This is a genomic window from Hydrogenophaga sp., from assembly GCF_030651625.1.
GTDB lineage: Bacteria > Pseudomonadota > Gammaproteobacteria > Burkholderiales > Burkholderiaceae_C > Hydrogenophaga.
In genome coordinates, this window is sequence record NZ_JAUSCF010000036.1 from 1 (window position 1) to 24,281 (window position 24,281).

The 24,281-nt window shown below is 65.9% G+C and carries 20 protein-coding genes; 12 read left to right on the forward strand and 8 right to left on the reverse strand.

Translation table 11 applies throughout. The annotated features are described in order from the left end of the window. Positions 1-191 precede the first annotated feature (191 nt). A complete protein-coding gene (locus Q7V46_RS17530) occupies positions 192-1,826 on the reverse strand; it encodes a GMC family oxidoreductase (protein ID WP_304914857.1) in 1,635 nt (544 codons plus the stop codon). 191 nt (positions 1,827-2,017) lie between these two features. On the opposite strand from Q7V46_RS17530, the gene Q7V46_RS17535 reads away from it, so the two are divergent. Both Q7V46_RS17535 and Q7V46_RS17540 read left to right on the forward strand, forming a co-directional pair. Then, positions 2,018-2,869: a 3-hydroxybutyryl-CoA dehydrogenase gene (locus Q7V46_RS17535; RefSeq protein ID WP_304914858.1), complete on the forward strand. Its 852-nt coding sequence runs from the start codon at positions 2,018-2,020 to the stop codon at positions 2,867-2,869. A 303-nt stretch (positions 2,870-3,172) separates the two neighbouring features. Further along, positions 3,173-3,712: a hemerythrin domain-containing protein gene (locus tag Q7V46_RS17540; RefSeq protein WP_304914859.1), complete on the forward strand. Its 540-nt coding sequence runs from the start codon at positions 3,173-3,175 to the stop codon at positions 3,710-3,712. A gap of 7 nt (positions 3,713-3,719) precedes the next feature. Here the strand turns inward: Q7V46_RS17540 and Q7V46_RS17545 are convergent, their stop codons facing one another. After that, positions 3,720-4,454 carry an SDR family NAD(P)-dependent oxidoreductase gene (locus tag Q7V46_RS17545; protein ID WP_304914860.1) on the reverse strand — a complete coding sequence of 245 codons (735 nt, stop codon included), beginning with the start codon at positions 4,452-4,454 and terminating at the stop codon, positions 3,720-3,722. Between the two features lie 169 nt (positions 4,455-4,623). Here Q7V46_RS17545 and gorA point away from each other — a divergent pair, with 169 nt between their 5' ends. After that, complete coding sequence (gorA, locus tag Q7V46_RS17550) at positions 4,624-6,018, forward strand: glutathione-disulfide reductase (RefSeq protein WP_304914861.1); 1,395 nt, start codon at positions 4,624-4,626, stop codon at positions 6,016-6,018. Positions 6,019-6,721: 703 nt separating this feature from the next. On the opposite strand, the gene Q7V46_RS17555 is transcribed toward gorA, so the two are convergent. Further along, on the reverse strand, positions 6,722-7,993 hold the full coding sequence (locus Q7V46_RS17555) for a DUF4010 domain-containing protein (RefSeq protein ID WP_304914862.1): 1,272 nt from the start codon (positions 7,991-7,993) through the stop codon (positions 6,722-6,724). Between the two features lie 101 nt (positions 7,994-8,094). On the opposite strand from Q7V46_RS17555, the gene Q7V46_RS17560 reads away from it, so the two are divergent. Continuing rightward, entirely contained in the window at positions 8,095-9,594 is a 1,500-nt protein-coding gene (locus Q7V46_RS17560) for an AMP nucleosidase (protein ID WP_304914863.1), read from the forward strand. Between the two features lie 36 nt (positions 9,595-9,630). Here Q7V46_RS17560 and Q7V46_RS17565 read toward each other — a convergent pair whose 3' ends face one another. Beyond that, complete coding sequence (locus tag Q7V46_RS17565) at positions 9,631-10,344, reverse strand: two-component system response regulator (protein ID WP_304914864.1); 714 nt, start codon at positions 10,342-10,344, stop codon at positions 9,631-9,633. A gap of 316 nt (positions 10,345-10,660) precedes the next feature. Here Q7V46_RS17565 and Q7V46_RS17570 point away from each other — a divergent pair, with 316 nt between their 5' ends. The 6 genes from Q7V46_RS17570 to Q7V46_RS17595 all read left to right on the forward strand — a co-directional run bounded on the left by Q7V46_RS17570 (position 10,661) and on the right by Q7V46_RS17595 (position 18,442). After that, positions 10,661-12,151, forward strand: coding sequence for an efflux transporter outer membrane subunit (locus Q7V46_RS17570; RefSeq protein ID WP_304914865.1), 1,491 nt, complete (start codon positions 10,661-10,663; stop codon positions 12,149-12,151). 49 nt (positions 12,152-12,200) lie between these two features. Then, entirely contained in the window at positions 12,201-13,571 is a 1,371-nt protein-coding gene (locus tag Q7V46_RS17575; RefSeq protein ID WP_304914866.1) for an efflux RND transporter periplasmic adaptor subunit, read from the forward strand. Beyond that, a complete protein-coding gene (locus Q7V46_RS17580; protein WP_304914867.1) occupies positions 13,568-14,323 on the forward strand; it encodes an ABC transporter ATP-binding protein in 756 nt (251 codons plus the stop codon). The genes Q7V46_RS17575 and Q7V46_RS17580 overlap by 4 nt, the downstream gene beginning before the upstream one ends. Positions 14,324-14,325: 2 nt before the next feature. Next, positions 14,326-15,531: an ABC transporter permease gene (locus tag Q7V46_RS17585; RefSeq protein ID WP_304914868.1), complete on the forward strand. Its 1,206-nt coding sequence runs from the start codon at positions 14,326-14,328 to the stop codon at positions 15,529-15,531. A 170-nt stretch (positions 15,532-15,701) separates the two neighbouring features. Then, the gene (locus Q7V46_RS17590; protein WP_304914869.1) at positions 15,702-17,978 is read left to right on the forward strand and encodes a xanthine dehydrogenase family protein molybdopterin-binding subunit; all 2,277 of its coding nucleotides are present in this window, start codon (positions 15,702-15,704) and stop codon (positions 17,976-17,978) included. 8 nt (positions 17,979-17,986) lie between these two features. Further along, positions 17,987-18,442, forward strand: coding sequence for a (2Fe-2S)-binding protein (locus Q7V46_RS17595; protein WP_304914870.1), 456 nt, complete (start codon positions 17,987-17,989; stop codon positions 18,440-18,442). Between the two features lie 184 nt (positions 18,443-18,626). Here Q7V46_RS17595 and purT read toward each other — a convergent pair whose 3' ends face one another. Beyond that, positions 18,627-19,829 (reverse strand): formate-dependent phosphoribosylglycinamide formyltransferase, encoded by a 1,203-nt coding sequence (purT, locus tag Q7V46_RS17600; protein ID WP_304914871.1) that lies wholly within the window; start codon positions 19,827-19,829, stop codon positions 18,627-18,629. 13 nt (positions 19,830-19,842) lie between these two features. After that, a complete protein-coding gene (gene asd / locus Q7V46_RS17605; RefSeq protein ID WP_304914872.1) occupies positions 19,843-20,751 on the reverse strand; it encodes an archaetidylserine decarboxylase in 909 nt (302 codons plus the stop codon). Positions 20,752-20,908: 157 nt separating this feature from the next. Between asd and Q7V46_RS17610 the strand changes: the two genes are divergently transcribed. Together Q7V46_RS17610 and Q7V46_RS17615 are read left to right on the forward strand one after the other, a co-directional pair. After that, positions 20,909-21,844, forward strand: a complete 936-nt coding sequence (locus Q7V46_RS17610; RefSeq protein ID WP_304914873.1) for an ATP-binding cassette domain-containing protein — start codon at positions 20,909-20,911, stop codon at positions 21,842-21,844. Positions 21,845-21,846: 2 nt separating this feature from the next. Then, complete coding sequence (locus tag Q7V46_RS17615; protein ID WP_304914874.1) at positions 21,847-22,677, forward strand: ABC transporter permease; 831 nt, start codon at positions 21,847-21,849, stop codon at positions 22,675-22,677. Here the strand turns inward: Q7V46_RS17615 and Q7V46_RS17620 are convergent, their stop codons facing one another. Further along, positions 22,678-22,932, reverse strand: a complete 255-nt coding sequence (locus tag Q7V46_RS17620; protein WP_304914875.1) for a hypothetical protein — start codon at positions 22,930-22,932, stop codon at positions 22,678-22,680. It lies immediately after the preceding gene. A gap of 224 nt (positions 22,933-23,156) precedes the next feature. Next, positions 23,157-24,281 carry a YbdK family carboxylate-amine ligase gene (locus Q7V46_RS17625; RefSeq protein WP_304914876.1) on the reverse strand — a complete coding sequence of 375 codons (1,125 nt, stop codon included), beginning with the start codon at positions 24,279-24,281 and terminating at the stop codon, positions 23,157-23,159.

Consider the following 24,281-nt stretch of genomic DNA (forward strand, 5'->3'; position numbering starts at 1 on the left):
GAAGACCACCGAGGCGCTGGTGGTCCTGGCTCGCAAGCTGCTGCGCATTGCGTTTGCCGTCTGGCACAGTGGCACACCGTTTGACCCGCAGCGGGTAGCCCTGCGCGCTTGACGAAAACCATAGAACCTCCGCCGGGCCACAGGCATCGCCCCCCTGAGGGGGTGACACGAAGCGGCGCGGGGGGGCGCTGTCAGGCGCTTCGAGCCCCACGGATCATATCGACAGCCTTCTCCGCCATCATGATCACCGGTGCATTGGTGTTGCCGCCCACCACCTGGGGCATGACCGATGCATCGATCACACGCAGGGCCTGCACGCCATGCACGCGCAGCTGGGCGTCCACCACATCCATCGATCCGCGCTGGCCATCCGGACCCATGCGGCAGGTGCCCACCGGGTGGTAGATGGTGTCGGCGTGGTTGCGGACGAACTGCTCGATCTGTTCATCGGTCTGGGCGCTCGCGGAGGCGTTGGACTCCGTGCCGCCATGTCGTGTCAACGCCGGTTGGTGCATCAGCTCGCGCACGCGCTTGAAGCCCCGCACCAGCCGGGCCATGTCGTCCGGGTCCTGCAGAAACGCGGGGTCGATCAGCGGCGCGCGCTGCGGGTCGGGACTGGCCAGACGCAGCGTGCCCCGGCTCTTCGGGCGCAACAGACACACGTGGCAGGAGTAGCCATGCCCAAAAACGGTCTTGCGCCCATGGTCCACCAGCTTGCCCACAACGAAGTGCAGCTGCAGGTCGGGGATCGCCTCGTCGGGCGCGCTTCTGATGAAGCCGCCAGCCTCGGCGAAATTGCTCGTGAGCATGCCGCTGCGGGTGCGGCGCCACTCGAAAATGGCGCGCACGGTGTTGACCGTGCCCTGCCAGGACAGGCCGAACAGTTCGGTGAGTTTCGGCGCATTGACGACCATGACCACATCGGGGTGGTCGTGCAGGTTCCCGCCCACACCCGGCAGGTCGTGCACCACACCGATGCCGTGCTCGCGCAGGTGTTCGGCCGGACCGATGCCGGAGAGCATCAGCAACTGGGGCGATCCGAACGCACCGGCGCTCAGCAACACCTCGCCGCCCGGCTTCAGGCGCAGCGTCTGCACCGCACCGCGTCCGGCGTCGGTCCGGTATTCCACCCCCACCGCGTGCACCTGGCCATCCCGCATTTCGGTGACCACGCGTGTGGTGAGGGCGCGGGTGATGACCTGCAGGTTGGCGCGACCCAGGTGGGGCGTGAGGTAGGCCTTGGCTGCGCTGAAGCGTTCGCCGTTCCTGTGCGTGACCTGGTACGCGCCAATGCCTTCCTGGTCGGCACCGTTGAAATCGGTGTTGTGGCGCTCGCCAGCCTGAACGCCGGCTTCCACAAAGGCCGAAAGAAACGGGTTGGGGCTGCGCAGGTCCATCACGTTGAGCGGACCGCCTTCGCCGTGGAAGTCGTCGGGGCCACGCTCGTTGTGCTCGGCTCGTTTGAAGTAGGGCAGCACGTCGGCATACGACCAGCCCGGGTTGCCGCGCGCGGCCCAGTCGTCGTAATCCTGAGCATGACCCCGCGCGTAAACCATGGCATTGATGGAGCTGGATCCGCCCAGCACCTTGCCACGCGGCTGGTAGCCCCGGCGGCCGTTCAGGCCCGGCTGGGGCACGGTCGACAGGCCCCAGCCGTTGAGTTCGAACTTGGCGATCACGGCCAACCCGGCCGGGCAGTGAATGAGCGTGCTCCTGTCGGTGCCGCCGGCTTCGACCAGCGCCACGCGCAAGTCCGGGTTTTCGCTGAGTCGCCCGGCCAGCGTGCAGCCGGCCGAGCCGCCTCCGACGATGATGTAGTCGTACATGGGGTGTGTGTCTCCTGTGCGCGCACTCGAGCAGGTGCCCGCTGTGCAAAATCGTGGCCGCAACTTAGCACCGCCGGCCGCCAGGGGGTAGGTGCACCTGCCTAACCCAGACACCCTGGCGACTCGCCGGCCATTGTCACAGTCAGGCGCCACAATCGCAGTATTCCGTCATTTTTCAGGAGCGAAACCACATGAGCAGCATTCAGACCGTCGGCATCATCGGCTCGGGCACCATGGGCAACGGCATTGCGCAGGCCTGCGCCACCCAGGGCATCCGCGTGGTGATGGTCGACATCGCGCAAGCGGCCGTCGACAAGGGACTCGCCACCATTTCGGGCAGCCTGGACCGCCTCATCAAGAAGGAAAAAATCAGTGCTGCCGACAAGGATGCAGCACTGGGGCTCATCAAGGGCAGCACGAACTACGACGACCTCAAGGGCGCACAGCTGGTGATTGAAGCCGCCACCGAGAACGAAGGACTCAAGGTCAAGATCCTGCAGCAGCTCGATGGCCTGCTGGCGCCCGAGGTGATCGTGGCCACCAACACCAGCTCCATCAGCATCACCAAGCTCGCCGCCGCCACCCAGCGACCCGACCGTTTCATTGGCATGCACTTCTTCAACCCCGTGCCCATGATGGCGCTGGTGGAGATCATTCGTGGTCTGCAGACCAGCGACGCCACGCACGATGCGGTGAAGGCAATGGCAGAAAAGCTGGGCAAGACGCCGATCACGGTGAAAAACGCACCCGGCTTTGTGGTCAATCGCATCCTGGTGCCCATGATCAACGAAGCCTTCTTCGTGCTCGCCGAGGGTCTTGCCACGCCCGAAGACATCGACGCCGGCATGAAGCTGGGCACCAACCAGCCGATTGGCCCGCTGGCCCTGGCCGACATGATCGGCCTGGACGTGTGCCTGGCGGTGATGACCGTCTACATGGCCGAGTACAACGACAGCAAGTACAGGCCTGCGCCGCTACTCAAGGAAATGGTGGCGGCGGGCTGGCTGGGGCGGAAGTCGGGTCGGGGCGTCTATTCGTATTAGCCCCCCGCGCCGCCTTCGGCGTCACCCCCCTGGAAGGGGGGCGATGCCAGTGGCCCGGCGAAGCCGGTTCCACGGCATCTCTGGATGGGGCACGCACGCCGGAAAGGTCGGCCCTCCCCCCGCGCCGCTTCGCGTCACCCCCCTGCAAGGGGGGCGATGCCAGTGGCCCGGCAAAGCCGGTTCCACGGCATCCCTGGAATGGGGACGCGCTCCGAAGGCTCGTTTGGTGCCGCTTTTTTGAGCCAGATCAATCCGCCTCTGTGCAGCCTGCTCAATGATGATTCCCTGACCAAGGAGATCATCATGAGCGCAGACACCGTCGCCCCCGAGCTCTTCGAGTTCCTGGATGCCACTCACCGCGAGATCCAGCAACAGATCGTGCAGTTGCATTCGCTGGTTGATGCCATCGAGTCCAGCGGTTTGAATGCGGCCACGCGGACGCAGGCGCGCGGGGTGCTCGACTACTTCAACGGCGAGGCGCGACAGCACCATCTCGATGAAGAGAAACACATTTTCCCGGCTCTGCTGGGCAGCCAGGACGCCGAGATCGTGCAGACCGCGGAACGCCTGACGCAGGACCACGGCTGGCTGGAAGAGAACTGGATCCAGATCGCGCCCAGCCTGGAAGCCGCCACCAACGGCAACCTGTGGTTTGACCCTGTGGAACTGCGACACGCACTGGAAGTGTTCGAGGCGTTGTACCTCGATCACATCCTGCTCGAAGAGTCGATCGCCTATCCCGCTGCCCGGCAGCGACTGGCTGCCCACAACACCCACGGCATGGGTCGCGAAATGGCACGCCGGCGTTACCGCGCGGACAGTGCATCTTCACCTGCCGCCTGAGCCGCGTTCACCAGGCAATGTTCAGACCGTTGTGATCAAAGAAGCCGCCACTGCTGCCGGTGGGCAGGTGGTCGATCACCTGCAGCAGTTCGTCCGCCGCGACCGATGGTGGCCGCACCTGCAGCCCGGCCTTGGCAAACGGCTGCGACAGCGCCGTGTCCACCGTGCCCGGGTGCAGCGCCACACACAGGGCTTCGCGGTTGCGGCGCGCCAGTTCAATGGCGGCGGTATGAACCAGCTGATTGAGCGCCGCCTTGGACGCCCGGTAGCCATACCAGCCACCCAGTGCGTTGTCGCCAATGCTACCCACCCGCGCCGACAGAAACGCCGCCACGCAACGGCCCTGTCTGGGCAGCAGCGGCAGAAAGTGGCGCATGACCAGCGCAGGTCCGATGGTGTTGACCAGAAACACACGCTGCAGCGCTGCGGCATCCAGATGTGCCCAGCTGCGTTCGGGCTGCACCGCACCCTCATGCAACACGCCAGTGGCCACGATGAGCCGGCTCAAGGGCAGCCCCGTGTCGGCCAACTGCTGCCCGACCCTGGCGGCACAGGCGGCGACGCTGGACGGGTCGGCATAGTCCAGGACGGGATGGGTGCGGCGCCCCAATGCCACCGCGGTCTCACCGCGCGCCTGCAGCGCCTTCACCAGCGCCGACCCGATGCCTCCCGTGCCGCCCAGAACGACGTTGAGTCCGTCAACGGGTGCGGTCGGGATCGGTGCGGGGGTGCCGGTTTGCATGGGCGGATTATCGACAGCGCACCGACACGCGTGTGTTCGCCAACGGATGGCCCCTGGACCATGGCGGCCATGCCGTGCACCGTCCGTCTTGGCACAAGGCGGGCTTACCATCACCACCCCGGCCGGCACTGAGCACGAACCCCGTGACAACCGGCCCACAGGAATCCACATGAGTGCATACGACTTCGACCTTTTCGTGATCGGTGGCGGCAGCGGCGGCGTGCGTGCGGCACGCATGGCCGCGCAACGCGGCGCGCGCGTGGGCCTGGCCGAGACCCTGGGCACCGACGGCCTGGGTGGTACCTGCGTGAACGTGGGCTGCATCCCGAAGAAGCTCTACAGCTACGCGGCGCATTACAACGAGGCCTTCGGTGAATCAACGGGCTTTGGATGGGAAGTCGATTCGCTACCCAGGTTCAACTGGGCCACGCTCAAAGCCAACCGCGCGAACGAAATCAGCCGCCTCAATGGCGTCTATGGCAACTTGCTGCGCGGATCTGGCGTGACCGTGTTCGACGCCTTTGCCCGACTGACCGGCCCGCACGGCGTGTTGCTGGCCACGCTCAACGCCGACGGCTCGCCCGGCCACCAGGCCTTCACGGCCAAAAGCATCTTGATTGCCACCGGAGGCACTCCACACATCCCGCACTTTACGGGCCGCGAACACGCGATCACATCCAACGAAATCTTCGACCTCGAGCCCTATCCACAGCGCCTGCTCGTGGTGGGCGGTGGCTACATCGCGAGCGAATTCGCCTCCATCTTCAACGGATTGGGCTCGAAAGTGACTCAGCTCTACCGCGGAGAACAGATCCTGCGCGGCTTCGACGACGAAATCCGTCACTTCGTGGCCGCTGAAATGGTCAAGCACGGCGTCGACCTGCGCCTGAATGCAGATGTCGTTGACATCCGCAAGACCGACGACGGGCTGCGCGTGGAATGCGAAGGTGGTGCCGTCGTGATGGCCGACGCCGTGCTTTACGCGACCGGCCGTGTGCCGAACGTGAAAGACCTGGGCCTCGCGGCCGTGGGTGTGGCACAGGGTGGCAAGGACGAGGTGATCGTGAACGCGCACTACCAGACCAACGTGCCCAGCATCTTCGCGGTGGGCGATGTCACCAATCGCTTGCAACTCACGCCTGTGGCGCTGGGCGAGGCCATGGTGGTGGTGGACCATCTTTTCGGCCCAGCCGCCGGCAAGCCGCCGCGCGAAATGAGCTACGAATGTATCCCCACTGCCATCTTCACCCACCCCAGCGTCGGCACGGTGGGCCTTAGCGAACGGGAAGCGCGCGAGCGGTACGGCGCGGTGACGGTGTTTCGCAGCGAGTTCAAAGCACTCAAGCACACCCTCTCCGGCAGCAGCGAGCGCACGCTGATGAAGCTCATCGTGGAAACCGCCACCGATCGTGTGGTGGGCCTGCACATGGTCGGCGCGGAAGCCGGCGAGATCGTGCAGGGCTTCGCCGTGGCCATGAAGGCCGGCGCCACCAAGGCCATGTTTGACAGCACCGTTGGCATCCATCCCACGGCGGCGGAAGAATTCGTGACCATGCGGGGGTAAGAGCCCCCACGCTCCGCCGCTGCGCGGGTCGCTGCCCCCCGAGGGGGCTGGGCCCGCCTTGGGGGCGGCCCAGCGGCTGGCCCGTAGCCCCCACGCTCCGCCGCTGCGCGGGTCGCTGCCCCCCGAGGGGGCTGGGCCCGCCTTGGGGGCGGCCCAGCGGCTGGCCCGTAGCCCCCACGCTCCGCCGCTGTGCGGGTCGGTGCCCCCCGAGGAGGCCGGGCCGGCCTTGGGGGCGGCCCGGCGGCTGGCCCGTTGCCCCCACGCTCCGCCGCTGCGCGGGTCGCTGCCCCCCGAGGGGGCTGGGCCCGCCTTGGGGGCGGCCCGGCGGCTGGCCCGTTGCCCCCACGCTCCGCCGCTGCGCGGGTCGCTGCCCCCCGAGGGGGCTGGGCCGGCCTTGGGGGCGGCCCGGCGGCTGGCCCGTTGCCCCCACGCTCCGCCGCTGCGCGGGTCGCTGCCCCCCGAGGGGGCTGACCTTGCTTGGGACGGCCCGGCGCCAAGGGTGCCGAATACGGGGAGAGGCCCCCACCCCAGCCCTCCCCCAACGGGGGAGGGAGTGAAGGCACGTTCGCCTGAGAGGTAGTTCGATCCCGCTCGTGCCGTGCGGCCGAGCAGCGCAGGGGCGTGGGGATCAGGAATTCGCTTGTCCGAAGGCCGCGCAGCGGAAAAGTTTGCGAATTTCCCCCACGCTCCGCCGCAGCGTGTTTCACGAAAACGCGATCAACGCCACCGTCAGCAGCGTGTGCACCCACAGGCCGGGCGCCAGCCAGGCCAGATAACGCCAGCCACCGGTGGCCACAGCCGTGACGCTTTTGCTGCCAGCGTGCACCAGCAGCGCCAGCATCACGGCCTGCAGGCCCGCGCCGTCGGCACCGGGCGCGGTGGAGGCAAAAACCGCCGACATGGCCGAATGCAGGTCCACCAGGGCACCCAGCAGCGTTCCCACCAGCAGACCGGCCTCGCCCTGCCAGAGATGCAAGGCATGCACCATGGCTTGAATACCGGACAGCAGGGCGGCCACAGCCGCCGCTCCGCGCAGACTGAACATGCGTTCGCCAGCATTGTCTTCTGGACTGCCGACTGGCTTTTTTTGCGTTGCACCCGTTGCCAGGACCACAACGTCGGCGCCACCCCGAACCAACCACCAACCCCACGCCAGCGCCAGCGCTCCACCTGCCAGCGCCGGCAACCAGAGCACCCCCAGCCACGCGGGTCGCACAGCGGACGCCACCAAAAGCAACAGCGCCAGCGTGGGCACACAAGACAGCAACCCGCCGCCAGCCATCAGCCTCGCACCCGAGCGCCCCTCGCGCACCGCCAGCCCCATCGTCGCGATGGTGGCCGTGCTGGAAACGAACCCGGAGGCCAGTGCAGAAAGTGCCACCGCATGCCGCGCCTGCAACAACCTGCGGCACAAGTGGGCCAGTGACTGCACGGCCAGCAGCAACGCCAGCAGTTGAAGGATGGTGTGGGGATTCAGCACCTCGCCCCAGAGCGGCCGGTCGGGCGCCAGCGGCAGGGCCATCAGCACCAGCGCCGCCAGCAGGATGCCGTCGCGCACTTCGGCGGGTCGCAACCAGTCACGGGCAAAGTTGTGCAGCTTGTTGCGCCCGGCCAGCAAGGCCGTGAGGCCCACGGCCAGACCTGCCGCCAGCGCCTGGTTGTAGGCGCACATCACGCCCACCAGATAGGTCAGAAGCAGGGCGACCTCGGTGGTCACACCAGGATCGTCGGAACGGTCGTTCCGGTAGGCAAGCACCCCCAGGGCGGCGACGAGCGCGGCGCCGGTCACCACCACCCCATCGATCTGGGTCAGCGCTGCGGCTGCACCCGTCAGGCACGCCACGGAGAACGTGCGCAGCCCGGCGAACGCCCGTCCAGGGCCATCACCCTTGCGGCGTTCGCGCTCGATGCCAACAAGCAGCCCGCAGCCCAGCGCCACGCTCAGCACAGTGGCTGCGTGGGCCAGATCGGTCATGCCTGTGGGATCAGAAGCAGCAAGGCCCAGCACCAGGGGAACTCCAAAGGGCAACAGTTCGTCGAAAGGCCAGTGACATGCGCCAGGGTCAAAATAGCGGCATGCACAAGACACCCCACTTTACCGCCCCCCTCTTTTTCAGCGATCCGGCCGCTGCGCTGGCCCAGGTGCAGCGCATCTACCACGAAGGCGTGGACTTCCTGCGCACCGCCATGCGTGAGTTTGTCGATGGCAACCATCCCGTCGACCAGCAACGCGTGCGCGCCTGCTATCCCTTTGTGCGCCTGCACACCCACAGCGTGATGCGCCAGGGCTCGGTGCCCAACAGCCGCCTGAGCTACGGTTTTGTGGCCGGTCCCGGCCGGTTCGAAACCACGCTGACCCGGCCCGACCTCTACGCCGACTATTACCTGGAACAGTTCGAACTGCTGCTGGCCAACCACGGCGGTGAACTCGAAGTGGGCACCAGCACCCAGCCCATCCCCATCCACTTCTCGTTCGCCGAACACGACCATGTGGAAGGCACCATGAGCGCTGAACGCCGCTCCCTCATGCGCGACGTGTTCGACTTGCCCGACCTGGCCGCCATGGACGACGGTATCGCCAACGGCACGCACGAACCCCGGCCGGGCGAACCGCACCCGCTGTCGCTGTTCACCGCACCGCGTGTGGACTATTCGCTGCAGCGCCTGCGCCACTACACCGGCACGGCACCGGAATGGTTCCAGAACTTCGTGCTGTTCACCAATTACCAGTTCTACATCGATGAGTTCATCAAGCTCGGGCACGCCGAAATGGCCGATCCGGAGAGCGACTACATCGCTTTTGTGGAACCCGGCAACGTCGTCACGCGCCGCACCGGCCTGGCGGCGCGAGCAGGGGACGAACTCGGCCATGCCCCACCGCGCCTGCCGCAAATGCCGGCCTACCACCTCATGCGCGCCGATCGCACGGGCATCACCATGGTCAACATCGGCGTGGGGCCGGCCAATGCCAAGACCATCACCGACCACATTGCCGTGCTGCGACCGCACGCCTGGCTGATGCTGGGCCACTGCGCCGGCCTGCGCAACAGCCAGCAGCTCGGCGACTACGTGCTGGCCCACGCCTACGTGCGCGAAGACCACGTGCTCGACGAAGAACTGCCGCTGTGGGTACCCATTCCCGCGCTGGCCGAAATCCAGCTCGCGCTGGAAGCCGCCGTGGCCGACGTGACCGGTGTGCCGCCGGCCGAACTCAAGCGCATCATGCGCACCGGCACCGTGGCCAGCACCGACAACCGCAACTGGGAACTGCTGCCCGACAACAAACCGCAGTTGCGCTTCTCACAATCGCGCGCCGTGGCCCTCGACATGGAGTCCGCCACCATCGCCGCCAACGGCTTCCGCTTCCGCGTGCCCTACGGTACCCTGCTGTGCGTGAGTGACAAACCGCTGCACGGCGAAATCAAACTGCCAGGGATGGCCAACCACTTCTACCGCGAGCGGGTGGACCAGCACCTGCGCATCGGCATCCGCGCGGTGGAGCGCCTGCGCGAAGGTGGGCCTGATCAGCTGCACAGCCGCAAATTGCGCAGTTTTGCTGAGGTGGCGTTTCAGTAAACCGGTTCAACGCCAGCCAAGCCCGCAGGCGGGCAGTCACTCCTCGCCGTCAGCCTCATCACCCTCGCTCAGCGTCACCAGCAACTGGACCACCTCGGCGCATTCCTCCTCAATCCGGCTGACGGCGCGGCGCCCACCCGGTGACAGCTGCTCGTGCGCCTGGTTTCGCAGGTACTCGGCCTGCTCCAGAATGGCCGTCATGCGCTCGAAGAGCTCGGAGGTGATGGTGTCCGTGCGGCTTGCAGATCGAGGTACCTGGGTGGCTTCGAAACCGGGCATTTCCGGTGGTGCCAGATCGGTGTGGAACGTGAAATCGCCATCGGCGGTGGATTCGAGCTCGATGGTTTCCATTTCGGCGAACGTGAGCAACTGCTCGACCCGCTCGCGGATGAACGCACGATCAAAGGGTTTGACGAAAAAATCCACCGCGCCCAGAGCCAGCGCCTGATCGCGGTACGTCTGCTCGGTGTGCGATGACACCATCACCACCTGCGTGCCCATGAGCCTGGGGTTGCTGCGCATGTGCTCCAGCACCTCGTATCCGCTCAGATCCGGCATCTCGACATCAATGAGCATCAGGTCTGGCGTGTAGGCCTCCAGCTTGCTCAGCGCATCCTCGCCACGCACGGAGAAGTGCAGCTGGGCCACGTCCAGCAAGGTTCTGGCCAGGATGTGGACGATGCTGGGGTCGTCATCGACGATCAGGATCCTCTTGCGTCTCTCGGTCTGGTTCGAAACGGCGGTGTTCATCCGGTTGTCCCTTCATGCGGCGATTCGCTTCAACCCGTCTCCATCAACGGTAGCACGATCAGCCAAATGCCCGAAATAACGGACGTGAACCGATGTTGGACCATTGGGGCTCGGGTGAAGCCCGGAAATGACCCTGATTTGCGAGCCATTCCCGATCTCGCACCACAAGGTGAGATGGTGTGAGCAGGCCCCAGACGGCTTGCCCGTTTGCATTCAAAGGCGCAGCGCTTTACAGGTGCTTCATCAACACGACACACAATGGCGGAGGGGTCTGCGCACAATGGTCCCAACGCAGATTCCGACTGCCCCCATCACAATGAAAACGAATCCTCTGCTCTCTTTTCCTGAACGCCACGCGCACTCCGTCCTGTCGCTCGCTGCGGTCGTGCTGCTGAGCGCCTGCGCCAGCCTCGCGCCGTCTGGGGCCGACCTGCCTGACACCAGCCTGCCCACCGCCTGGTCCGCTCCGGGTGGCAACATCACCCAGGGCGCGTCGGTCACGGTGCTGGCCCAATGGTGGCAACGGTTCGACGATCCGGCACTGACCGAGCTGGTGACCCAGGCGCTACAGGCCAACACCAGCGTGAGAAGTGCGCAGGCAGCGCTGCTGCAGGCCCGTGCACAGCGCGACGTGCAGCAGGCTGGTCTTGGCCCGTCCCTGGGGTCTTCCGGCTCCGCACAGCGCAGCCGATCGGGCGACAACAGCCCCACCAACCGTTTTCAGGCCGGCTTCGACGCGAGCTGGGAACCCGATGTGTTCGGTGGCAACCGCAGCGCGGTCAACGCCAGCGAAGCCGACACCCGGGCCGCCGAAACCTCGCTGGCCGGCGTGCAGGTGTCGCTGGCCGCCGAGGTGGCGGTGACCTACATCGAGCTGCGCAGCCTGCAGACCCGCCTGGCCATCGCCCGCAGCAACCTGGCCGCCCAGACCGAGACCCTGCAGATCACCCGCTGGCGGGTGCAGGCGGGTCTGGCGTCGTCGCTCGACCTGGAACAGGCGGTGGCCGCCAGTGAACAGACCGCCGCCCAGCTGCCGTCGCTGCAGACCGGCATTGCACAGGCCTTGAGCGGCCTGGCGGTGCTGACCGGCCAGGCGCCCGGCACGCTGGAAGCGGCCTTGCAGTCCGGCCTGACCGCTCCAGCCCCCATTCCACAGGCGTCCGCCGATCTGGCGCTGGCCTTCCCCGCCGACACCCTGCGCCAGCGCCCCGACGTGCGCACCGCCGAACACCGCGTCAGCGCCGCGCTGGCCCGCGTCTCCCAGGCCGACGCCGCGCGCTACCCCAGCTTTCGCCTGGGTGGCTCGCTCGGTCTGAGTGCACTGACCCTGGGCGCCCTGAGCAACGGTGCGTCTTTGGCAAGCTCGCTGCTGGCCAGTGTGTCGGTGCCCCTGTTTGACGGCGGTGCGGCGGTGGGCCGGGTGCGCGCACAGGAAGCCGCACTGGAACAGGCCCGTGCCAGCTACCAGGGCACGGTGCTTTCGGCCTTGAAAGACGTGGAAGATGCCCTGGTTTCGCTGCAGGGCAACCAGGAGCGTCTGGTGCGCCTGCGGGCGGCCAGTGGCGCCGCTGCCAATGCCGAGTTGCTGGCACGCCAGCGCTACGAGAGCGGCCTGATCGATTTCCGCGCGGTGCTCGACACCCAGCGCACGCTGCTTTCCACACAGGACAGCGTGGCCGCCACGCAAGCCGTCCTGAGCGCCGACCTGGTGCGCCTGTACAAGTCGCTCGGCGGCGGGTGGATACCCGAAGGTGGCGGCTCAGCAGGAGCGACAACCACCCCCGGCACCCCTGCCACGCTTCGCTGAGCCCCTCCGGCATTTTTTGCGATCGCCCTTCCCATTCCGACACCGCGCCATGAACAACAACACCCCTCCTTCCACCGAACCGTCGAACGCCCCCGTTGCCAGTGGCGCCCCCGCCGCCGATCTGGACACACTGCTGGGCGAAGACCACACACCCCGCTGGTGGAAGCGCGCCTCGGTGTGGGTGGGCTGGCTGCTGGCACTGGCTGCGGTGGGTGGCTGGTTCTACTGGCAGGCCATGAAAAAAGCCGACGCCGCACCGGTGTATGTGACACAGCCTGTGCGTCAGGGCAACCTCACGCTCACAGTGTCTGCCAACGGCACGCTGCAGCCCACCCGCGCCGTGAACATCGGCAGCGAGCTCTCCGGCACGGTCAAGCGCGTGCTGGTGGATGTGAACGATCGCGTGAAAACCGGGCAGGTGCTGGTCGAACTCGACACCTCCAAGTTCAACGACCAGGTGCAGCGCTCGCGGGCTGCCCTGAACGCGGCGCAGGCCCAGCTGTCGCTGGCCAGTGCCACGGTGAAAGAAACGCAGGCCAGCCTGACGCGCTTCGAAGAGGTGTCGCGCCTCTCGGGCGGCAAGGTGCCCTCAGCCACCGAACTCGATACCGCCCGCGCCGCCGTGGACCGCGCCGTGGCCAACGAAGCCAGCGCCCGGGCCAACGTGGCCTCGGCCCGCGCCGCCCTGGCAACCGAGGAAACCAACCTGTCCAAGGCCTCGATCCGCTCGCCGATCGACGGCGTGGTGCTCACCCGCACGGTCGACCCGGGCAATGCGGTGGCGGCTTCGCTGCAGGCGGTGACGCTGTTCACCGTGGCCGAAGACCTGTCACAGCTCAAGCTGGAAGTCAGCGTGGACGAAGCCGATGTGGGTTCGGTACAGGTGGGCCAGCGTGCGAACTTCACAGTGAGCGCCTACCCCTCGCGCCGCTACCCGGCCACCACCAACCGGGTCGCCTTCGGCTCGACCAAGACCGACAACGTGGTGACCTATGTGACCACGCTGGACGTGGACAACACCGACCTGAGCCTGCGTCCCGGCATGACCGCGGCGGCCACCATCGTGGCGGTGGAGCGAAAGGACGTGCTGCTGGTGCCCAACACCGCCCTGCGCTTTTCGCCCACACAGGCCAACGGTACGGCTCGCCCGGCGGCCTCTGGCAGCAGCGGCATCCTGGCCCAGCTCATGCCGCGCATGCCCCGCAGCAGCGGTGGCCAGCGCAGGGCCGGTGAAACCCGCGGCGGCGAACAGGGTGCACGCAACATCTGGGTGCTGCGCGACGGACAGGCGGAGTCCATGACGGTGCAGACCGGCATCACCGACGGCCGCATGACCGAAGTCAGCGGTGAAGGCGTGACCGAAGGGCTGCTCGTGATCACGGACCAGCGCGCCAATGGCACGGCGGGAGGCTCGCGATGACCGGCAAGCCCGACAACCATGTTCCATTGATCCGCCTGCGCGGTATCACCAAGGTTTACGGCGAAGGCAGCACGGCGTTCCAGGCCCTCAAGGGTGTGGACCTCGACATCGAGGCCGGCGATTTCGTGGCCATCATGGGGCCCAGCGGCTCCGGTAAATCCACCGCCATGAACACCCTGGGCTGCCTGGACACGCCCACCACCGGCACCTACGAGTTCCAGGGCGTGCAGGTGCAGTCGCTCGGTCGCGATCAGCGGGCGCGCCTGCGCCGGCGCTACCTGGGCTTCGTGTTCCAGGGTTTCAACCTGCTGGCACGCACCTCGGCCCAGGAAAACGTGGAACTTCCCCTGATTTACCGTGGAGAGCCGGCGGCTTCCCGGCATGCGGCGGCGGCGAAAGCGCTGGCCTCAGTGGGCTTGACGGGATGGGAACACCACACGCCAGCCGAACTTTCAGGCGGTCAGCAGCAGCGCGTGGCGATCGCCCGTGCCATCGTCACCCAGCCGGCGGTGCTGCTGGCCGACGAGCCCACCGGCAACCTGGACACCCAGCGCAGCCAGGAAATCATGGAACTGCTCTGGAGCCTGAACCACGACCAGGGCATCACCGTGCTCATGGTCACGCACGAACACGACATGGCGGCCTACGCACGGCGCATCGTGCGCTTCGTGGATGGCGTGGTGGAAAGCGACACACGCAACCCCCACCCCGTGGGCATGCACCACAGCGCCTTCCAGGCGCAGGGACACTGACCATGTGGCTCAACACCCTCCTGCTTGCGTTGCGCTCGATCCGGCGCAACCTCATGCGCTCCTTCCTCACGATCCTGGGCATCGTGATCGGCGTGAGCGCGGTCATCACCATGGTCACGCTGGGCAATGGCGCCACCATGGCCATCCAGAGCCAGATTTCCGGTCTGGGCACCAACCTGCTGCAGGTGCGCCCCGGCCAGCGCATGGGCCCTGGCGGTGGGGGAGGCGCCGCGGCCTTCAGGGAAAGTGACGCCGAAGCCATTGCGGCGCAGATCGGCGGTGTGCTGGCGGTGGCACCGGAAGCGCGCACGGGCGCCACCGTGGTGGCCAACGGCCGCAACTGGACCAGCAGCGTCATTGGCAGCACCAACGAATGGCTGGTCACCGGCAATTGGACCCTGGGACAGGGCCGCGCCTTCACCGACGACGAACTGCGCGCCGGGTCGGCGGTGTGCCTCATCGGCGAGACGGTGCGGCGCGAACTCTTCGGCGACCGCTCCGCGCTCGGGGAACAGCTGCGTGTGCGCCAGATCTCCTGTGAGATCGTCGGCCTGCTGAACTCGAAGGGTCAGGGGGCATTCGGCAATGACCAGGACGATATGGTGCTGATGCCGCTGAAGACCGTGCAACGCCGCATCACCGGCAACACGCGGGTGAACACCCTGCTGGTCTCGATGACCGACGGGAGTGACCCCGCCCGCGTCACCAGCAGCCTGACCCAGTTGCTGCGGGAACTGCGCAAGCTGGCGGACACCGACGAGAACAACTTCAATGTGCTCGACACCAAGCAGCTGGCAGAAACGCTCTCGGGCACCACGCGGGTGCTCACCACCCTGCTGGGCGCGGTGGCCGCCGTGAGCCTGCTGGTGGGCGGCATCGGCATCATGAACATCATGCTGGTGAGCGTCACCGAGCGCACCCGCGAGATCGGATTGCGGCTGGCCATCGGTGCACTGGAGCGCGAGGTGCTGCTGCAGTTCCTGATCGAGGCGGTGGTGCTGGCCGCACTGGGCGGCCTGGTGGGCATCGTGCTGGCCACGGCCGCGTCGATCGGTCTGTCGGCGGTGATGAACGTGCCTTACGTGTTCAACCCGGGGGTGAACCTGTTGTCGTTCGTGTTTTCGGCCGGCATTGGCGTGGTGTTTGGCTACTTCCCGGCACGCCGCGCAGCCCGGCTGGATCCGATCGACGCACTGCGCCACGAGTGAGCCGACCTGCGCCCGCAGGACAAGGAAAAGCGCCTCCGGGGGGTTTTGAACCGGCTTGCGGGGCCGAGGTATATGCTGCACGCTCGCAACGCCGCCTTCACCCATGTGCCGGCCCTTGATGGGCGGTATGGCGGCCGCCCAGAAAACCACCCGGAAACCATCAAACATCCATGGCAGCGACCCGAAGAAATTTCATCCTGGGCAGCATGGCCGCCGGCGGGGCCCTGGTGGTGGGCTGGTCTGTGCTGCCGCCGCGCCAGCGCCTGCAAACCGCCGTGCCACTGGCCATTCAACCGGGGCAGGCGGCATTCAATGGCTGGGTCAAGATCGCCACCGATGGAGCGGTCACCGTGATCATCAGCAAGAGCGAAATGGGCCAGGGTGTACTCACATCGCTGTCCATGCTCCTGGCCGATGAGCTCGATGCCGACTGGACACGCGTGACCTACGAGATGTCGCCCATCGACAAGATCTACAACAACGTGAGCGCTCTGGTGGACGGCCTGCCCTTTCACCCCGACAACCAGGGCCTGGTGCGCCGCGCCGCCAGCCACCTGACGGCCAAGACGGTGACCCACTTGGGTGTCATGATGACCGGCGGCTCATCGAGTGTGAAAGACCTCTGGCTACCCATGCGTGAAGCGGGCGCAGCAGCGCGCCAGATGCTGCTGGCCGCAGCGGCCCAGGGGTGGGAAGTGGCACAGGCTGACTGCCGCACCGAAAAAGGCCAGGTGCTGGGCCCCAGCGGACAGATTGCCGACTACGGCGACCTGGTGGCGAAGGCGGCCTTGCTGGCCGTGCCCTCCAGCATCCAGTTGAAGAGTCCCGATCAGTTCAAGCTCATCGGCCAGTCCACACACAGGCTGGAAAGCACCGCCAAGATCACCGGTGCCGCGAAATTCGGTATTGACGCCCTGCCAGAAGGCCTCCTGTATGCAGCGGTTCAGATGTGCCCGACCCTGGGCGGTCGCGTGGCCAGTTTTGATGCCGCCCAGGTGAGCGCCATGCCGGGCGTGCGCCACGCGCTCACGGTGGAGCCACTGTACGGCGGCACCGGTGGCGTGGCCGTGATTGCAGGCAGGCCCTGGCAAGCGCAGAACGCGTTGAAAGGCCTGGAGATCGCGTGGGACCACGGCGCCTTGGCCAGCTTCAACAGCAGTGCCGTGATGGCCCAACTGACACAGACCCTGGACAACGGCGCCACCGGCTTCAGCTATTACAGCACCGGCGATGTGGACGCGGCGTTGCAAAGCGCAGCCCGCATCGTGAACGCCGAGTACCAGGCACCCTATCTGGCGCACGCCACGATGGAGCCCATGAACTGCACCGTGCTGCTCAAGGAGGGCCAGGCCACGGTGTGGGTATCGACCCAGGTGCCCAGCATGGCGCGCAGCGCCGTGGCCAAGGTGCTGGACTTGCCACCGGAAGCGGTCACGGTGCACGTGATGCTGCTCGGCGGCGGCTTCGGTCGCCGGCTGGAGGTCGATTTCATCGCCCAGGCCGCCCGGATCGCGCGCGCAGCCGAAGGTTTCCCCGTGCAGACGATGTGGACGCGCGAGCAGGACATGCGCCACGATTTCTACCGCCCGGCCTGCGTGTCACGCTTCGGCGCCGGCCTGAACGAGAAGAATCAGTTGGTGGCCTGGAAAAACACCTCGGCCGGTCAGGCCATCGTGCCCCAGGTGCTCAAACGCGGCTTTGGCCTGCCGGGTGGCGGGCCTGACAAAACCACGTCCGAAGGGGCCTTTGATCAGCCCTACGAATGGCCAGCGGCACGCATCGCGCACGAAGCGGTGGACCTGCCGCTGCAGGTGGGCTTCTGGCGTGCGGTGGGGCATTCGCACCAGGCATTCTTCAAGGAATGCTTTCTGGACGAAGTGGCCCACGCCGTTCAGGCCGATCCGGTGGCCTACCGCGCCAGCCTGCTGCAGCGCCACCCCAGGCACCTCGCGGTGCTGCAACGCGTGGCCGAACTGAGCCGCTGGGGTGAGTCGATCGCTTCCGTGGCGGGCACACCGGCGCGGGCACGCGGTGTTGCGCTGCACGAGTCGTTCGGCTCCATCGTGGCGCAGGTGGCCGAGGTGTCGTTGCGACCCGACAACTCGATTCGCGTGCACGAGGTGTGGTGCGTGATCGACTGCGGCCTGGCGGTCAACCCGCAACTGATCGAGCAACAGCTGGAGAGCGGCATCGTCTACGGCCTGTCCGCCGCGCTGCACGGCGAGATTCACATCGTCAACGGACAGGTGCAGGCCAGCAATTTCCACGACCAGCCGGCTCTGCGCATGAACGATTGCCCCGCCATTCGGTGCGTCATCATGCCCAGCACCGAACCACCCGAAGGTGTCGGAGAACCCGGTCTGCCGCCCATTGCGCCCGCCGTGGCCAATGCCCTGTTTACCCTCACCGGACAACGCCTGCGCAGCCTGCCGCTGCGGATTGCTTGAGCACCGTCATGACTCCTATCCAACTCAACGGCCAGGCCGTCCAGGTCGATGTCGAAGGCGAGGTACCTCTGCTGTGGGTGCTGCGCGCCGAACTGCAACTCACCGGCACCAAGTTTGGCTGCGGCATGTCGCTGTGCGGCGCCTGCACGGTGCACCTCGATGGCGTGCCCACCCGGTCGTGTGTGACACCGCTGGCCAGCGCGGCGGGCCAGTCGGTCACCACCATCGAAGGTCTGCAAGGGCCGGTGGCAGACGCGCTGCGCGCGGCGTGGACGGCGCTCGATGTGGTGCAGTGCGGCTACTGCCAGAGCGGCCAGCTGATGCAGGCTCACGCCTTGCTCACCGTCCACCCCCGGCCCACCGATGAACAGATCGACGAAGCCATGAGCGGCATCATCTGCCGCTGCGGCACCTACCCGCGCGTGCGCGCCGCCATCCACAAGGCGGCTGAGCAGGTGGGGTAACTCGCACCACCAGCATGCCATCCGACAGAATCCGTTCGGGCTGAGCCTGTGGAAGCCCTGCGAGGACATGCAGCACTTCCGGCGCGAGATGTGCCATTCCAGGGATACCGTGGAACCGGCTTCGCCGGGCCACTGGTATCGCCCCCATGAGGGGGTGACGCGCGAAGCGCGGCGCGGGGGTGGGTCAAACCCTTTTGGGTTGCACCTTGCTGGCAGCGAGCCTGGCCTGGGTGCGAGCCACCTCCACGTCGGCATCGAACACCAGCGCCACACCCATGCGGCGCTTGGTGAAACTCTCGGGTTTGCCGAACAGGCGCACCTCGCTGTGCGGCACGCGCAGCGCCTCGTCCACGCCGTCGAACACGATGCCCTTCGCGTCCACGCCGCCGTAGATCACGGCGCTGGCACCCGGGCTCTTGAGCGTGGTGTCCACCGGCAGGCCCAGGATGGCGCGGGCGTGCAGTTCAAACTCGTTCTGCCACTGGGTGACCATGGTCACCATGCCGGTGTCGTGCGGGCGCGGACTCACTTCGCTGAACCAGACCTGATCGCCCTTCACAAACAACTCCACACCAAACAGGCCCTGCCCGCCCAGGTTGTCGGTCACGGCCTTGGCCACGCGGCGCGATTCGGCCAGTGCAGCGGGCGTCATGCGGTGAGGCTGCCAGCTCTCCACGTAGTCACCGTTGACCTGCACGTGGCCAATGGGGTCACAGAAATGCGTCTGCACCTCGCCATGGGCGTCCAGCGCACGCACCGTCAACTGGGTGATCTCGTAGTCAAAATCGATGAAGCCTTCCACGATCACGCGGCCGGGGCCCACACGGCCACCGGCCATGGCGTGGTCCCAGGCCTTCGGCACGTCGGCCGGACCGTCGATCTTGCTCTGCCCTTTGCCGCTGCTGCTCATCACCGGCTTGACGATGCAGGGGTAGCCAATGCCCTCGTCGATCGCGGCCTGCAGTTCTTCAAGCGAGTCGCAGAACCGGTGCGGGCTGGTGGGCAAACCCAATGTCTCGGCGGCCAGGCGGCGAATGCCTTCGCGATCCATGGTCAGGCGCGCGGCACGCGCCGTGGGGATCACGCGCACCACGCCTGCCGCTTCCAGCTCTTCCAGCATGGGGGTGGCAATGGCCTCGATCTCGGGCACCACCAGGTGTGGGCGTTCGGCCTCGATCAAGGCCTTGAGCTGCTGCGGATCGCTCATGGTGATGGTGCGCGCATGGTGCGCCACCTGCTGCCCCGGTGCGTTCTCGTAGCGGTCCACCGCCGTGGTCTCCACGCCCAGGCGCTGCAAGGCAATCAGCACTTCCTTGCCGAGTTCACCCGAGCCGAGCAACATGACTTTGGTGGCGTGGGGACTGAGCGGTGTACCGAGGGTGGTCATGAGGGATTCCGGTTCAAACGGTGGCGGTGGTGGCAACAGAAGGCGCAGCGTTGAGCACGGCTTTACCCATGGTTTCACCCATGCGCACGCCTTGCTCCGGCATCCACTGCGGATTGAAGCTGATGGTGTCCTTGGGCCAGAGCATCACAACGGTGGACCCCAGCAGGAAGCAGCCCATTTCTTCGCCGCGTGCCTGCATGAACACCTGGTCGTCGTACACCCACTCCCGGATACGTTCGGTGCGCGGCGGGTTGACCACGCCGTGCCACACCGTGGCCATGCTGCCCACGATGGTGGCGCCCACCAGCACCAGCACGAACGGACGCGTCTCCTGGCGGCCATCGGGGCCAAACGGAATGTCATAGACACACACCACGCGCTCGTTGCGGGCGAACAAGCCGGGCACGCCGCGGGCGGTATCGGGGTTGACAGAAAACAGCTCGCCCGGCACATAGATCATGCGCCGCAGACGGCCTGCACTGGGCATGTGAATGCGGTGGTAGTCGCGCGGACTCAGGTAAAGGGTGGCGAAGGAGCCATCCACAAACTGGTCTGCCAACGCCTGATCACCCCCCACGAGGGCGCGCGTGCTGTAGTGGTGGCCCTTGGCCTGGAAAATCTGATCGTGTTCAATGGCACCGTACTGGCTGATGGCGCCATCCACCGGGCACACAAAGTCGGCACGCGACAAGGGCCGCACGCCGGGCTTGAGAGCGCGGGTGAAGAACTCGTTGAAGCTGTCGTAGCTGTGCACGTCCGGGTTGGCGGCCTCGTCCATGTTGACGCTGTAGCGCCGGATGAACCAACGGATGATGGCGTGGGACACGGCGCCGGCACGCGCCCCGGCGACCCAGCCCCCAAAGACGGTCAGGGCGCGCTTGGGCCAAAGGTACTGCAATCGAACAGAGAGAGGAGTTGCCACTGAGAAGCTGGGAGAGGGACAGATGAGTGAATGACAGTGAAAAACCGTCGCAAAGCCTGGCGTGCATTGTAGGTTCCATGTCCTGGGCCACCCATCGTGCAGGGTTTGGGCCCTGCCGCCCAGGATGTGTCGCGTGCACAGGCACAATGCCCAGCCTATGAGTACCCCTCTGTTTGCAGCCCACGAACTGGTCAAACGCTACGGCGACACCACCGTGGTGGACGGCCTGTCTTTTTCGATTGCACCGGGCGAGTGCCTGGGTGTGATCGGGCCGAATGGCGCCGGCAAGACCACCACCATCCGCATGTGTCTGGGTCTCACCTCGCCTGACGCCGGGCACATCGATGCTTTCGGCAAGTCCATGCCTGCGGACGCCCTGGCCATCAAGGCGTTGCTCGGTGTGGTCAGCCAGATGGACACGCTGGACCCCGATTTTTCGTGTGCAGAGAACCTGCTGGTGTACGGCCGCTACTTCGGCATCGACAGCACCACCATCCGGCAGCGCATCCCGAAGCTGCTCGATTTCGCTGCCCTGACGCACAAGGCCAACGCCAAGCCCGGCGAACTCTCGGGTGGCATGAAGCGGCGCCTGTCGCTGGCCCGTGCCCTGGTGAACGACCCCCGCCTGCTGATGCTTGACGAGCCCACCACCGGGCTGGACCCGCAGGCCCGCCACCTGATGTGGGAGCGACTGCAATTGCTGTTGCAGCAAGGCAAGAGCATTTTGCTGACCACGCATTTCATGGACGAAGCCGAGCGACTGTGCTCGCGCCTGCTGGTGCTGGACCACGGCCGCAAGATCGCCGAAGGGCGCCCTCGCGAACTGATCGCGCAACACCTGGAGCCGGATGTGGTCGAGGTGTACGGACATGGCGCCGTGGCCCTGGCGCAGGCCAATGAACACGCCGCGCTGCGCGCGCTGGCCGCTCGCGTGGAGGTGAGCGGCGAAACCGTGTTCTTCTACACCGCACAAGCCATGCCGCTGCTGGCTGCGCTCAGCGAACACCATCAGCTGCGCACCCTGCACCGCCCGGCCAACCTCGAAGACCTATTTTTGAAACTCACCGGTCGGCAAATCCGGGAGGATGGATGACCATGAACACAACAACCGTGGGCGAAACCCCTTCGCACTGGACTGCCCCCCGGCTCTCGGGCCGATGGTGGCCTGTGTTCCTGCGCAATCTGCTGGTCTGGAAGAAGCTGGCCGTGCCCAGCCTCGTGGGCAACATCGCTGAACCGCTGATGTGGCTGGTGGCGTTTGGCTACGGCATGGGGGCCTTGGTCGGGCAGGTGAACGTGAGCACACCCCAGGGCATGGTGGCGGTGCCCTACCTGCTTTTCCTGGCCAGCGGCAGCATCTGCATGAGTGCGATGAACGCCGCGAGTTTCGAGGCGCTGTATTCGGCTTTCTCGCGCATGCATGTGCAAAAGACCTGGGACGGCATCATGAACGCGCCAGTGAGCCTGGACGACGTGGTGCTGGCGGAAATGCTCTGGGCCGGCTTCAAGGCCCTGTTCTCCGTGACGGCCATCATGGTCGTGATGCTCGCGCTGGGCATCAGCCACTCTCCCAAGCTGCTGCTGGCCTGGCCGGTGCTGCTGGGCGCCGGCATCACCTTCTCGTGCATTGCCCTCGTGTTCAACGCTCTGGCCAAGGGCTATGACTTCTTCACCTACTACTTCACCCTGTTCCTCACGCCCATGATGTTTCTCTCGGGCGTTTTCTTTCCCAGGGAACAACTCCCGGCGGTGGTGAAGTTCATTTCAGACTGGTTGCCCCTGACCAACGCGGTGGAACTGGTGCGACCGCTGTTCATGGACCAGTGGCCGGAGAAGCCGTGGTTGCATGCGTCGGTGCTGCTGGCCTACACCGTGGTGGGCTTCTGGACCGCGCTGGCACTCACACGCAAGCGCTTTGACAGGTGATCAGTGAACAGCGTGCAAAGCAGGCTGAGCGTCGATGTAGTGCTCGCTGCCGCTGTCCATGAAATCTTCGGCGTCGATCAAAGCGTCGTGGTCGCGCGTCAGGTTGTGCGTCTTGGGAATCAGCGGCTTGTCCAGGGGCCGGCAGATGCGCTGGCGCAGACCACGCAGGGGGGTGCTGTTTTCCATGGCGCTGATGACGGATTCCGGATCGAGCATGAGGACGAAAGGATTGGTGCGGCTGTGGGTCGAGTTCATGGCGATGTCCTAAAAAATGGGTGGATCAAACGGGTTTGTGAATGCGTGTGTCGATGTCACAAACTGTAGTGATGTTGTTTCAGGACGTTAAGTCGGCGCCTTGCCATTCCGGCTGTAGGAAGATGCCTGACAATGCCGGAAATGGACCGTGTTTGCCCTCTACTTTCTGTCTGTGTGGCACTGCACCAGCGTGATGTTCTGCACAACTCGGCGACCGGTTCCGGTCATGGCCCTGTGCGCAGCGCCTCCACACTGGCACGCACCACACCCTGCACGCTGCCGTTCTCTGCGAAACGCCGGCGCAGGTAGGTGGCGTGGTTGCCGTCGTGCCCGGCGGTGCGCTCGATCTCGTCCAGTGCGGCCCGGGATTTCAGTGCATCTGCATGCGGCTCCAGCAGGCGCAGGGTGGCCAGAATGTCTTCGCGGATGCTGATCTGCTGGCGCGTCTTGGGGTTGACCATCATGCCGTCGAGTCCGAAGCGGCAGGCCTGAAATCGGTTGTAGGTGTAGACGAGGTAGTCGTCTTCTTCAGGCGCGGGCTCGTTGCGCTCCAGCAAGTGGCGGCACAGCGCCTGAAGGTAACAGGCTAGGCCAGCGGCCCGTTCCACGGTGAGTGGCGTGTCGCACACACGCAGCTCAATGGTGCCGAACTCGGGCTTGGGCCGGATGTCCCAGTAGAAGTCCTTCATTGACTTCACCACACCGGTGGACTCCATCTTGGTGAAATACACACTGGCGAATTCATCCCAGCTCAGCATGAAAGGGGCGCGTCCGCTCAGCGGGAAGGCGAACACCGAGTTGAGACGGGCCGAATCGAACAGCGTGTCCACGCCTTGCGAGAACGGCGAAGACGCCGACAGCGCAATGAAATGTGGCACATAGCGGTTGAGCGAATGCAGCAGAAAAAGCGCTTCATCCGGCGAGGCGCACCCGATGTGCACATGCTGGCCAAAGACGGTGAACTGCTTGGCCAGGTAGCCATACAGACCAGAGAGTTCCTGGAAGCGCGGCTTGGAAAAGATGCGCTGTTCGAACCAGCGCTGGAAGGGGTGCGTGCCACCGCCAGAAATTTCGATGTTGAGCCGATCTCCGGCGTGCACCAGCGTGTCGCGGATCTGCTGCAACTGGGCCAGCAGCGGCCCGTGTTCGGTGTGAATCCCGGTGGCGATCTCGATCATGCTCTGCGTCATTTCGGGTGTGACCACACCCGGAAACGGTTTGCGTTGCAACAGATCCAGCAGATCATTCGCGCTGCTGGAGAGATCGAGGTCGTAGCTGTTGACGAGCTGAAGCTCCAGCTCCACGCCCATGGTCAACGAGTCGGAAGCCTTGAAGGATTCAAGTGGCAT

Bases quoted from the DNA above. Each gene is read 5' to 3' on its own strand.
- Q7V46_RS17530 (WP_304914857.1), bottom strand. From the start codon at position 1,826: ATGTACGACTACATCATCGTCGGAGGCGGCTCGGCCGGCTGCACGCTG.
- Q7V46_RS17535 (WP_304914858.1), top strand. From the start codon at position 2,018: ATGAGCAGCATTCAGACCGTCGGCATCATCGGCTCGGGCACCATGGGC.
- Q7V46_RS17540 (WP_304914859.1), top strand. From the start codon at position 3,173: ATGAGCGCAGACACCGTCGCCCCCGAGCTCTTCGAGTTCCTGGATGCC.
- Q7V46_RS17545 (WP_304914860.1), bottom strand. From the start codon at position 4,454: ATGCAAACCGGCACCCCCGCACCGATCCCGACCGCACCCGTTGACGGA.
- gorA (WP_304914861.1), top strand. From the start codon at position 4,624: ATGAGTGCATACGACTTCGACCTTTTCGTGATCGGTGGCGGCAGCGGC.
- Q7V46_RS17555 (WP_304914862.1), bottom strand. From the start codon at position 7,993: ATGACCGATCTGGCCCACGCAGCCACTGTGCTGAGCGTGGCGCTGGGC.
- Q7V46_RS17560 (WP_304914863.1), top strand. From the start codon at position 8,095: ATGCACAAGACACCCCACTTTACCGCCCCCCTCTTTTTCAGCGATCCG.
- Q7V46_RS17565 (WP_304914864.1), bottom strand. From the start codon at position 10,344: ATGAACACCGCCGTTTCGAACCAGACCGAGAGACGCAAGAGGATCCTG.
- Q7V46_RS17570 (WP_304914865.1), top strand. From the start codon at position 10,661: ATGAAAACGAATCCTCTGCTCTCTTTTCCTGAACGCCACGCGCACTCC.
- Q7V46_RS17575 (WP_304914866.1), top strand. From the start codon at position 12,201: ATGAACAACAACACCCCTCCTTCCACCGAACCGTCGAACGCCCCCGTT.
- Q7V46_RS17580 (WP_304914867.1), top strand. From the start codon at position 13,568: ATGACCGGCAAGCCCGACAACCATGTTCCATTGATCCGCCTGCGCGGT.
- Q7V46_RS17585 (WP_304914868.1), top strand. From the start codon at position 14,326: ATGTGGCTCAACACCCTCCTGCTTGCGTTGCGCTCGATCCGGCGCAAC.
- Q7V46_RS17590 (WP_304914869.1), top strand. From the start codon at position 15,702: ATGGCAGCGACCCGAAGAAATTTCATCCTGGGCAGCATGGCCGCCGGC.
- Q7V46_RS17595 (WP_304914870.1), top strand. From the start codon at position 17,987: ATGACTCCTATCCAACTCAACGGCCAGGCCGTCCAGGTCGATGTCGAA.
- purT (WP_304914871.1), bottom strand. From the start codon at position 19,829: ATGACCACCCTCGGTACACCGCTCAGTCCCCACGCCACCAAAGTCATG.
- Q7V46_RS17610 (WP_304914873.1), top strand. From the start codon at position 20,909: ATGAGTACCCCTCTGTTTGCAGCCCACGAACTGGTCAAACGCTACGGC.
- Q7V46_RS17615 (WP_304914874.1), top strand. From the start codon at position 21,847: ATGAACACAACAACCGTGGGCGAAACCCCTTCGCACTGGACTGCCCCC.
- Q7V46_RS17620 (WP_304914875.1), bottom strand. From the start codon at position 22,932: ATGAACTCGACCCACAGCCGCACCAATCCTTTCGTCCTCATGCTCGAT.
- Q7V46_RS17625 (WP_304914876.1), bottom strand. From the start codon at position 24,281: ATGCCACTTGAATCCTTCAAGGCTTCCGACTCGTTGACCATGGGCGTG.